General features: G+C 63.6%; 3 protein-coding genes. All 3 read right to left on the reverse strand.

The window, feature by feature from the left end; all coding sequences use genetic code 11:
- Positions 1 to 31 precede the first annotated feature (31 nt).
- Positions 32 to 7,330, reverse strand: a complete 7,299-nt coding sequence (locus BM317_RS10505) for an amino acid adenylation domain-containing protein (RefSeq protein WP_092474257.1) — start codon at positions 7,328 to 7,330, stop codon at positions 32 to 34.
- A gap of 107 nt (positions 7,331 to 7,437) precedes the next feature.
- Positions 7,438 to 8,703, reverse strand: a complete 1,266-nt coding sequence (locus BM317_RS10510; RefSeq protein ID WP_170866254.1) for a glycosyltransferase — start codon at positions 8,701 to 8,703, stop codon at positions 7,438 to 7,440.
- Between the two features lie 403 nt (positions 8,704 to 9,106).
- Positions 9,107 to 12,235, reverse strand: a 3,129-nt coding sequence (locus BM317_RS10515; RefSeq protein WP_139236026.1) for a condensation domain-containing protein, incomplete at its 5' end; no start/stop codon positions are given.

Consider the following 12,235-nt stretch of genomic DNA (forward strand, 5'->3'; position numbering starts at 1 on the left):
GTCAATCCGGCCCCGTGATCGGCGGTCTTGGTCAAGCCAGTGCATTCATGGATTCGGCGTTCCTGGCCCGGGCCAGGTCCATCCGTGATCGGATGCATTGGCCCACTCGCTCGATGTGCGGCTCGCGCATCATGGTCAGATGGTCACCCTCCACGGCGACTCGCTGCACTTGGGGTGCAATCGAGCGCCAGCCGCGGTACGGGTCGCGGAAGGCGGTACCCACCAGTTCATGGGGGGCTTGCAGTACATCGGGCAGCTCGACGTCCGCTGCGAACAGCGTGATGGGCAGGTCCAGTGGCGGGAAGCGATAGTCCAGCAGTCCTTGCCAATTGGCATGGAACACCCGGAACAGCTGATCGAGTGTCGCCAGGGTGATGGTCTCGTCGAAAATGCCTTGGTCGATGCCGTGCTGCCGGATCGCCGCGAAGGCCTGCGGGTCGTCCAGGGAGGAAAAGTCCAGGGCCTGATAGGCGTATTCCTTCTGGCCGTCGCCGCTGAGCAGTTCCCACATGAACCAGTTCATGAACTCGCTGCGTTCTATCTGCACCTCGCCCTGCCTGACGCGCACGATGGTGTCCAGCAGGAACACGTTATGCAGGCGCCGTCCGCGCCGCTGCAACTCGCTGGCCAGTTCATACGCCACGACGCCGCCATAGGACCAGCCGCCTATGTTCAGGGGGCCTTCAGGAGCGACCCGCTCGATGGCGTCCGCGTAGTACACCGCCTGGGCCTGCACCGATTGCAGCGGTTCACGGCCATCCCATGTGCCTGGCGCTTGCAGGGCATACAGGTGGACCTGGTCCTTGAGCACCCGCGCCAGTGCCGCATAGCACAGCACGTGTCCGCCGATGGGGTGGACCAGGAACAACGTCGGCTTGCGCGTGGCATTCTTGAAGTCCACCAGCGCGCCGGCGCCGGGGTGTCCGGTTTCGGTCTGTTGCAACACCTGGGCGAATTCGGCGATGGTCGGTGCCTGGATAAAATCGGACAGCGAAGGTTCCAGGCCTTGATGTCTGGCGAGCATGGCCACCAGTCGCACCGCCTTGAGCGAATTGCCCCCCAGCTCGAAGAAGTTGTCGTGGATGCTGATGTTGTCCAGGTCCAACGTTTCCTGCCAGTAGGCTTGCAGCAGATCCTCCATGGCATTGCGCGGTCCGATGAAGGACCGTTGCAAGGTGGTCTGGACTTCTATCTTTTGCAAGCGCTGCCGGTCGATCTTGCCCGTGGGCCCGAGCGGTAGCTTCGCGATCCTGACCAGCGTGTTCGGCACCATGTAGTCGGGCAGCGCCAGGCGCATTTCCGCCTTAAACTGGTCCAGGTCCGGCTCGCAGTCCGGCAGGGCCTGGACGAACCCCACCAGATAACGGCTGCCGTCGGTTGCCGTCTTGTCGATGACCGCCACCTGCTCGATGTCGGCCCTGAACCGGGCGGAGCCGAGCATGGCCACTTCGATCTCGCCGAGCTCGACGCGGTAACCGCGAATCTTGACTTGAGCGTCGCTGCGGCCCTGGTACACGAGATCGCCGCCAGGCAAGTAGAAGCCAATGTCGCCGGTTTCATACAAGCGTCGGGTCTGCCCCTCGAGCTGGCGATAAATGAAGCGCTCGTCGGTCAGGTCGGGGCGATTCCAGTAGCCATTGGCGAGGCAGGCCCCTTCGATGAACAGGTCGCCCGTCACGCCGACCGGGCAGGGGTTGCCGGCCGCGTCCAGGACATGCAGGCGTACCCCGTCGATGGGTGTGCCGATGGGCGGCATGCTCGGCCAGGTCGCCGTCGCGCCTTCAAGTCGCAGGCTCGTGACCACATGGGCCTCGGTCGGGCCATAGTGGTTCTCGACCCGGCAGTCGCCGAGGTGATCGATCAGGTCTCGGATTTCGGCAGTGATTTTCAACTGCTCGCCAGCGACGTTGATCTGGCGCAGCGAGGTGGGGTAAATACCCAGTTGCGTGGCGACTTCGGCCAAGCCCTGGAAGGCGACGTAGGGCAGGAACAGGCGATTCACCGCTTGCGTGCCAATAAACTTCAGCAAGCGGATGAAGTCATAGCGCAATCCTTCGTCAATCATCACCAGTTCATGACCGCTGGACAGGGTCGAGAAAATTTCCTGGAACGAAACGTCGAACGAAATGGGTGCGTATTGCAGCGTCTTCAGCGCTTGTGTCCAGTGGACGTCCTGCGCCTGCTGGCGGTTCTGCCAGAGGATCATATTGGTCAAGGCCAGGTGCGGCATGGCCACGCCCTTGGGGCGGCCGGTCGAGCCCGAGGTGTAGAGCAAGTAGGCGTTGTCTTCAGCCATGATGCCAGCGGCAATGGCGGCCCCCCGTTGGTGACTGCCGGCCAGATCGTCGTCGAAGCCGGCGACCACGCTGTCCCAGTGGCGCGTATCGGCCTGGCCTGCCAGGGCCATCGCCAGGTTCGCAGAGGCATCGGCGAACAGCACCAGGCGTGGCTGCGAGTCTTCGAGAATCAGCTGGATACGCTCCTGCGGATAGCTCAGGTCGATCGGAACGTAGGCGGCGCCGGCCTGAACGACACCGAGCAAGGCGACGATCAGGTCGGGCGAGCGGGGCATCATGATTGCGACCCGATCCCCTTGGCCGATACCGTGCCGGTGCAGCCAGCTCACCAGTTGGGCGCAAGTATCGTGCAGTTGGCGGTAGGAAAGACGGGCCTGGCCAAAGCTCACGGCGGTCTGCTCGCCATGGCGGGCGAAACTGTCCAGTAACACGCTCGACAGGTTGTCGTGGGGTAAAGCCGTAGTGGCTTGCGGCGTAGTTCGGTCGACGGGCGGCAGCCAGGCCGGAATGGCCGGCTTGGCCTCAGGCGCGGCGATCATTAGTTCCAGCGTACGCAGCAGGTACTCGGCATAGGCTTCGGCCTGGCTCGTGGCGACACGCGCGGTGCGGTAGTCCATCTTCAACATCAGCGAACCGTTGGCGGGGTGGCGGCCGAGGGTGGTCAGCAAGTCGTAGTTGCTCGCTTCCGTGGTTTCCCAGTCGGTGAGGATCTCTTCGCCTTGGGCCAGCAGGTCCTTGAGCACGTAGAAATCGACGTAATTGAACACCACGTTCAAGGCGATATCGGTCTCGCGATGAATCAACGCGAACGGATAGCGCCGATGGGCGAATACCTGTTGTTCCTGGGCAATCGTTGCCCGGATCAGCTCCAGCCAGCTCTGGCCCTGGCTGCTGAAGCGTACCGGCAGGGTATTGAGGAACAGACCCAGGACCGAGGCGGCATCTTCGAACGCCGGCCGACCATGACTGATCACGCCGCACAGCACGTCCTTTTGATTGGACATGATCGCCTGGGCGAAACCGTGGGCCGTCAGCAGGACCGCGCGCAGGGGCAGGTCATGGGCCTGGCAGAAGGCTTCGAGCCGGGCCAGGTCCGCGGCGGGCAGTTCCCGGTAGGCCGAGCGGTGCGGTGTCGGGTCCGGTGCCACCCCATGGATCCAGCTGGTCATGGCCGCGGCGGGCGCCTCGTGCAGGTATTCGCGCCAGAACCGGCGGTGGGTCTGCCTAGCGATGGCTTGTTGCTCCAGGGCCACGAAGTCGGCTGGCGTGGTGGTCAGGGCCGGCAGGGCGTCGGTGCCAGGTGCCGAGGTGTAGAGCGTGATCAGGTCGCGCATCAAGGTGGCGACGCTCCAGCCGTCGAGGATCGCATGGTGGAAGCTGAAGACCAGGTCGATTTCAGTCTCCGCGACGAACACGCAGAACTGATACAGCGGCGCCCGATGCCAGTCTTCGCGGTAACGCTTGCGTTCCTCCACGTAGGCGGCAATGGCCTGGGCCCGGGCGTCGGGGCTCATTGAGCAGACATCGATGATTTGCACCGGGGGCTCGACGCTCGAGTGAACCCGGGCCATGGGCACCTCGGCGTGACCGATATCGAACGACATGCGCAAGGCCGGATGACGCCGGATCAATGCGGCACAGGCCCGCTCCCATGCCGGCGCATCCCACTGCAGGCGCAAGCGGTAGCGGAAGATGTCGTGATAGATCGCCGAGTCCGGGTGCATCATCGAGTGATAGATCATCCCGACTTGCAGTTGCGAAGCGGCAAACACGTCATCGAACACACCTTCGCTGGCCAGGCGGATCGCCGCCGGAACCTGGGCGAAAGGCGCCACGTGGGCCAAGGGTTCAAACTCGGTGGCCGGGGGTTGCCCGGATTCCAGGGCCTCGGCCAACTGGGCAATGGTGGGGTACTGGTAGACCTGCGCCAGGGTCAACGCAATCCCCTGTTCACGGGCATGGATCTGCAAGTGGATGACCTTCAGGGAGTCGCCACCGAGCATGAAGTAGTTGTCATGGATGCCCAGCGTCGAGCGCTTGAGGTTGTCCCGCCACAGCTCGGCGAGGGCCTGTTCCAGCGTCGTGCGTGGGGCTGTTGTATCGCTATCCAGGTTGGCTGTCGGCTCGGGCAGGGCCTTGCGATCCAGCTTGCCGTTGACATTCAACGGGAACTGATCGAGTTCGACCAGGTGCCTGGGCACCATGTAGTCAGGCACCTGCTGGCGCAAGGTTTCCTGCAGCGCCTGCGGGGATGGCGAGCAGCCGGGCTCGCTCACCCAATAGGCGTTGAGGTACGCATCACCGGCTTCCTGGCGGGCGATCACGACCACGTCCTTGACACCTTCACAGGCGAGCAGGTGGGCTTCGATCTCGCCCAGTTCGATGCGCAGGCCGCGGATTTTCACCTGGAAATCGTTGCGTCCCAGGTATTCGAGGCTGCCATCGGGCAGCCAACGCCCGAGGTCGCCGGTCTTGTACAGCCGGGCCTGGGGCTCGGTGCCCAAGGGGTCGTGGATAAACCGTTCGGCCGTCAGCTCGGGACGGTTCAGGTAACCCCGCGCGACCCCGATGCCACCGATGTGCAGCTCACCGGCCACCCCCGGTGGCAGCAGTTGCAGGTTCGCGTCGAGGACATGCATTTGGATATTCGCGATCGGTCGGCCGATCGGGACGATGCCGTCGTGCGCATCAGGCCGGCAATGCCATGCCGTCACGTCGACCGCCGCTTCGGTGGGGCCGTAGAGGTTGTGCAACTGCACCGTCGGCAGACATTCGAAAAAACGCTTCTGCAAGGCATGGGGCAAGGCTTCGCCGCTGCACAAGACCTGCTGGAGCGCGGGCAGGCGCTGTGGCTCTACCTGGTCGAGAAAGACCTGCAACATCGATGGGACGAAATGCAGTAGCGTAATGCCGGCGCTCGCCATGATGTCCATCAGGTAGCGCGGGTCCTTGTGCCCGTCGGGGGCGGCGACGATCAGTTGCGCGCCACTGAGCAACGGCAGGAAAAATTCCCAGACCGACACATCGAAACTGAACGGCGTCTTTTGCAGGATCCGGCTGTGTTCATCGACCCCATAGGCATCGCGCGCCCAGAGCAAGCGATTGACGACCCCGTCATGCTGGTTCATCACGCCCTTGGGCAAGCCGGTGGAACCGGAGGTGTAGATCACGTAGGCCAGGTGTCGCGGCGTCAGCCCGAGCGCGGCGGGGTCCGGGTTGTGCGTCGGTTGTCGGGACAGTGCTTCAGAGTCGGCATCCAGGCACAGCACGGGCATCGTCACGGCGGGCAGGTTCGCCAATAACCCTTGGGTGGTGATCAGGGCACTGGGCGCGCTGTCGCTGAGCATATGGCTCAAGCGGTCGGCCGGATAACCCGGGTCCAGCGGCACGTAGGCGGCACCCGCTTTGAGAATGCCCAACAGGCCGACCACCATCTCCAGGCTGCGGTCCAGGCAGATGGCAACGCGATCGTCGCGGCCAAGCCCGGTTTCCAGCAGGGCATGGGCCAGGCGGTTGGCCTGACGGTTCAGCGCGTCGTAAGTCAACGCCTGGTCTGCGAAGCGCACCGCGATGGCGTCGGGGCGAGCGGCGACCTGGGCCTCGATCAATTGATGGAGCAGCACATCCCTGGGGTAGTCGACGTCGGTGCGATTCCAGTCCCGCAGCAGTTGGCGCTCAGAGGGCGCCAACGGGTCGAGGGACGCGACCGACACGTCGAAATCAGCGGCCACGCACGCCAGGATGTTCATGAAGCGCTGCTGCAGGGCCTCGATCTGCGGCGCGTCGAAATAGGCCTCGTTGTAGATGAAGTGCATCCACACATCGTCTTGCGGCGCGGACTCACGAACGTGCATCGCCAGTGGCATTTGTTCGTAGCCATTGCTGAGCTTGACCGGCTGTGCCGGCGCGGGCCCGTACCAGGTGTCCTGGTCCTGTTCGTAGGACACCACCACGTCGAACAACTGCCGACGCCCCAGGTTCTGTAACCCGAGTTCGCGGTTCAATTCGCTCAGCGGGAAGCGCTGGTAGCGATAATCCTGCTTGAGCGTCAGGGCGATCTTGCCGACCAGGTCGCTGAAGCTCAGGTCGGTGCCCAGGCTCAGACGTACCGGGCTCATGCCGACGAACAAGCCCATCGTGGCCTTGTGTGCGGCATTGGCGCGGTTGAGGATGGGCAGGCCGATGACGATTTCATCCCGTTGTTCGGTGCGCGCAAAGTAGCTGTACAGCACCCCGAGCATGACGTGGAAGACCGTCGCCTGGCCCGCGGCCTTCGCGTTTTCGCCAAGACGGTTGTAAAGCGTCCGGGGCAAGCGCCAGGCATGGTTCTGGCTGGGCGACAGGCGTTGGTCGAGTCGACCCAGGTGACGGGGCGCGAGCAGGGGCTCGGGCAGTGTGCGGTACTTCTCCAGCCAGTACTGGCGTTGGCGCTGGAACGAAGCCGAGTCTTTGCTGGCGACTTGCTGCTCGACATACGCTTGATAGGTGGGGGCCGTCGCCGTGTTTTGCGCTTGGTCATGCAAGGCGGTATAGGCCTGGCTGAGTGTTCGACCAATCATGGCGAAGGACCAGCCATCGATGATCAGGTGATGGCAATTGACGAAGCAGTAGTGGAGGTCTTCCCGGACCTTGACCAGGTCCGCGCGCACCAGCAGCCCATCGTCAAAGGAAAACGGGATTTGCAGCTTGGCCTGCAGCAAGGCCAATGCGCTGGCCTCCGGATCGGCATGGCCCGACACGTCGTGCACCGCCAGCGGGGCGTCGACCGGCCCCAGGAAGCGTTGGCGCGGCAGCGGGTGCTCGCTGGAGCCGGGCACCAGCTGGATCCGCAGGGCATCGTGGCCGTTGACGATCTGGTTGAAGGCCGCCTGCAGCAGCGTGGCGTCGACCGTGCCGTTGATGCGGGCATAGCCGCCGATGTTGTACAACGGACTGTCGGCGTGCAGCACCTGGTCCAGCCAGATGTCCAGTTGCGGGGTGGTGAGGGGATAAAGCACGCACTCTGCGCTCGATGCGGGCAGGGTCTGGGTCATGGTGTTCTCCGTGGGCCGATCCGCTGGCCCGATGAAACGAGTGAAAAGAGTGATGCCTTCTGGCCGGGCCAATGGCAGCGCTGTGTCAGTCGCCAATCAATCCGTGATTACGCAACGCGATACGTCGCGGCTCTGCGGGCGATTGCCTCGATTTGCAGCGCTGCCGCTTCGCGGGCGCTGTCACCACTGGCCATCGCCTTGCTGTAGCGGTCACAACGGGTGCGCACGTCAGCACTGTTCAGCACCGTGTCCAGGGCTGAGGCCAGTGACTCGGCGGAGGCCGGCGTGAATACCTGCAAGCCGCATCCCAGGCGTTGTATTCGCGCGGCGTTGTCGAAATGGTCGTGGGCAAATGGGGTGACGATCTGTGGCACCCCGGCGGCGATTGCCAGGGCCGTGGTCCCGACGCCTCCGTGATGCACCAGGGCCGAGGTATGGGGCAGGATGCGGCTCATGGGAACATAAGGCCTGACCAGAATCCTGCCGTCGCTGGACAACGACGGGTCGACCGGCTGGCTGGTCAGGAACACGCCACGGCGGTCGATCAACTTCAGTGCTTTCGCCGCAGCGGCGAAATACTGTTCGGCATTGACCGTCGTCGAACCCGGGGTAAACACCACCGGTGGGGCTGCATTCAAAAAGTCCTCCAGCTCGGCGTCTGGGGCCTCGAAGCCGGATTCATCGAATAACGGGAAGCCGGTCAGTACCGTCTGGGCAGGCCAGTCCTGTTGGATCGGGGCGAACCAGTCCGGAAACAACCCCAATACCCGGTCGGGCGAGGAGATCCACTGACTGATGATGCGTTTGACCCCAGGCAAGCCCAATTCACGGCGAAAACCGTTGAGCTCAGGCTTCATGAGCCGATCGAGAAAGGTGTGCTCGATGACCCCCAGCAGCAGGCGTCGCAAGGGATACGGAACGAAGGTCGGCAGGTTCGTTCCAGGCGGATGGACGGGGCGCGCGAGGGGCGACCAGATGGCGAACGGTGTGACCTGGCCAGTGACCAGTGGGATGCCGTGTCTTTCCTGTAGCAGGCGCGCGGAAAATGCCCACAACGAGCCCAGCAGGACGGTGTCGTCGTCACACGCTTGTTCCAGTAGCCGATACTGTTCGCGCAACGTGCCACCGACGGTTTTCCATAGGGTGGGCAGTGACGTGCGCGGATGCCACAACGCCGGGTCAGCCATGACCGCTTGATATTCCTCGCGGGTACCCAAGGGCAGGAACTTGAAGCCACAGCGCTCGATCACCGGAGCGAACGCGGCGCTGGCGCAAAAGGTTATCCGATGCCCGCGTGCGGCGAGGGTGCGGCCGATCCCGATAAATGGGTGAACGTCACCGGCTGAGCCGATGGCCGTAATGATCACATGCATAAGGCTCCCTTTTTGAGTGATCGTGCGGTGGGTAACAGTCCTGATCGGCGGGCGACCGGACATCGCCTGTGGACTCCATCCACAAAAAACGATTCAGCTCGAGGGGGTATTTAAGCGGTTGCAGGTAGGAAACGTCTGTAGCGGAAAATGGGGACATTCCGGCTCGCAGATCAGGGATGAAACCTGTGGGGCTTGCTCGCGAAGCGGTGGGTCAGCGTGTGCCGATGTCGGCTGTGCCGCCGTCATCGCGAGCAAGCTCGCTCCCACAAGGCGGCCTGTGGTGAATGCAAGCTCCATGAACACCTCGGATCCCCTGTGGGAGCGAGCTTGCTCGCGATGACGATGGATCAGCCTCCACACCTCGGGCTGCCCAGCGAATTGCTCGCGGGACAGCCCGGGGCTGTCATGACACCCTGGCGGTTTTCAAGGCCTGGGAAATTGCCTCGCCCAGCCGGGCTACATGGGGCGCCTTGACCAGTGTGTTGTGGGTGCCGGGCAGGGCCGTCACGTTCACCTGATCCTGCAGCAACGCACGCCAGCCCAGGGTCGGGTCGCTGCGTTGCTGATCTTTTGCAGTGAACAACGACACCGTGAGCGGGCTGGGCGGGCTGACGTAGCTGCCGATAGCCAGCCGCGTGGCATAGGCAACGCCCAAGTGCGTGCGCAGCAGGGCAGCGTCGATGTCATCGGGCAACTCCTCCGGTAGCAGGCGATGGGTCATGCACAGTGTCAGCATCGCCTCGATGGCAGAGTCTTCCGCCAGCGCCGTCAGTTGCCGGAGCAGATCAGGGTCGATCCCCTCGGGTAGCCAGGCCATCAGGAACTGCGCTTCACTGATCGATGGCTCGGGCAGCGGGTCCGGACGGGTCGACGTATCGATGATGCCGAGGAACTCTATGGCCTCACCGCCGGCCTGCAGTTGACGGGCCATTTCATAGGCGATCAGGCCACCGGCCGACCAACCGGCGATCCGGTACGGACCTTGCGGCTGGACCTGGCGGATGGCCGTCAGGTAACGCATTGCAATGGCCGGCACATCGGACAGGGGGGCCTCGCCCGCCACCAAGCCACTGGCGGCCAAGCCATAGACCGGTATCTGGGGATCGAGCGTTGGCGCCAGGTCCCGCGCATATTGCACTTCACCGCCCAAGGGATGGACCAGATACAGCGGTCGCTGGGAGCCGGTGCGGCGGATCGGCACCAGATTGCGCTGGACACCGGGCCGGGACTGGCCATCGAGGGTCCTGGCGAAACCGGCAATGGTCGGCTCGACGAACAGGTCGCGCACGGCGATCGGTTTCCCGAGGACTTTGCGCAGGCGAGAGGCCATTTGCACCGCCATCAGCGAAATACCACCGAGGCTGAAGAAGTCGTCGTGGCGGCTGATCCGTTCCTGTTTGAACAGGTCCTGCCAGAGGGCCGCGATGGCGATCTCGGTATCCCCTTGAGGCGCTTCATAAGGCAACGGCACAGGACCGTCTTCAGCGATGACGGGCTGGACGACGGCATTGGCCGAGCGCTCCAGCGGCGGCGTGTCCTGCAACAACTGGCCGATGGATTGCTGTGCGTCGGTCACCAGGTTTTCCAGGACCTTGGCAAACAATCCGGCGATGTTCTGCACGGTGTGCAGGTCGAACAGGTCGTTGGCGTATTGCAGGCTGCCAGCGATGCGTTCGCCATTGTCGATCAGCGACAGCGACAGGTCGAACTGCGTGGTGTTGTGGGGGCTTGCCAGGGTTTGCACCTCGAGCCCGGGCAACTGCAACGGTGCCGGTGGCGTGTTGTCCAGGCTCAACATCACCTGGAACAAGGGGCTGTGGCTCATGCTGCGAGTCGGTTGCAGGGCGCTCACCACCTGTTCGAAGGGCAGGTCCTGGTGATTGTAGGCGGCCAGGGTCAAGTCCTTGATTTTCCCCAGCAGCTCGTCGATGCGGGTATCACGCTCGGTGGAGACTCTCAACGCCAGGGTGTTGGCGAAGAAACCGATCAACGCCTCCAGCTCCGGACGCTGACGGTTGGCCACCGGCGTGCCGACCACTACATCTGCCTGGCCGCTCAGATGGCTCATCAACACTGACCAGCCTGCCAGCAGCACCATGAACAACGTGGTGCCCCGGGCCTGGCTGAATGCCCGCAGATCGGCGCTGAGGGCGGGCGAAAAGCTGCACTCGATGATGCCACCGGTATACCGCTGTATCGCCGGGCGCGGACGATCCAGCGGCAGGTTCAGCAGCACGGGCGCACCTTCCAGGTGTTGCCGCCAGAAGTCGATCTGGGTTTGCAGCGCCGGGCCTTCAAGGGATTGTCGTTGCCAGGCGGCATAGTCCACGTATTGCAGCGCCAGGGGCGGCAACGGGTCTTTCTGGCCTTGAGTGAAGGCGTTGTAGAGCACGCTGACCTCGCGAGCCAGCACGCTGTTGGACCAGCCATCGGAAACGATGTGATGCAAGGTGATGAACAGCACATGTTCGTCATCGGTCACTTGTACCAGGTGGCCGCGCATCAGTGGCCCGCTGTGCAAGTCGAACAACTGTGTGGCGTTGATCTGGCCGAGGTGCTCGAGCGTGGCCTGGCGTTCAGCGGGGGCCATTGCACGCAGGTCCTGCTGCTCCAGGCGGAAACCGTAGTCGGCCGGGGCGATTTTTTGCAGTGGCTCGTCGTCCACCAATTCGAATCGCGTGCGCAAGGTTTCGTGGCGCGCTACCAGGCGGTCGAGGGTTGCTTGCAGCGCAGCTTTGTCCAACATCCCTTTCAGGCTCAAGGCCAATGGCAGGTGATAGGCCGCACCGGCCGCGTGGTCCAGATGATCGAGGAACCACAAACGCTGTTGCGAAAAGGACAATGGTAGTCGTCCCGCGCGATTGGCCAAGGGAATCGACACGGCCTCGGTGGGCGACGCCCCATGCACCAGGGCGGCGAGGCCACGCACGGTCGGCGCGTCGAACAGTTCGCGCAAGGTCACCCGTGCACCCAGCTTGCGTCGCAGCCGCGAGAGCAACTGTACGGCGAGCAGCGAATGGCCGCCCAGCTCGAGGAAGCCGTCGTGACGGCCAACCTGATCCAGGTGCAGCAATCCTTTCCAGATCTCGGCGATGGCGATTTCAGTGTCACCCTGGGGCGCCTCGTAGGTTTTGCTCGCCAGGGATTCCTGGCCGGGCGCCGGCAGGGCGCGACGGTCGAGCTTGCCGTTGGCGGTCAGGGGCAGGGCATCGAGGTGCACGAAGGCGCTGGGTACCATGTATTCGGGCAGGCCGCTCAACAACGCGCTGCGCAGTTGCTCGGCCGGGACCGGGTCGCCGCAGACATAGGCAACCAGGCGCTTGCTGTCCGAATCGCCCTGGCTGTCTTCCCGCGCAATGACCACGGCCTCGCGGATACCTGGATAGGCCACCAGGGCATTCTCAATCTCGCCCAACTCGATGCGGAACCCACGGATTTTCACCTGGAAGTCATTGCGCCCCAGGTATTCCAGCGTGCCGTCGGCCAGCCAGCGACCGAGATCGCCGGTCTTGTACAGGCGTGCGTTCGGTTC

Source organism: Pseudomonas sp. NFACC24-1 (assembly GCF_900115235.1).
GTDB classification, from domain to species: domain Bacteria; phylum Pseudomonadota; class Gammaproteobacteria; order Pseudomonadales; family Pseudomonadaceae; genus Aquipseudomonas; species Aquipseudomonas fluorescens_AA.

Coding starts and splice junctions, on each gene's coding strand:
- BM317_RS10505 (WP_092474257.1), bottom strand. CDS start 7,330: ATGACCCAGACCCTGCCCGCATCGAGCGCAGAGTGCGTGCTTTATCCC.
- BM317_RS10510 (WP_170866254.1), bottom strand. CDS start 8,703: ATGCATGTGATCATTACGGCCATCGGCTCAGCCGGTGACGTTCACCCA.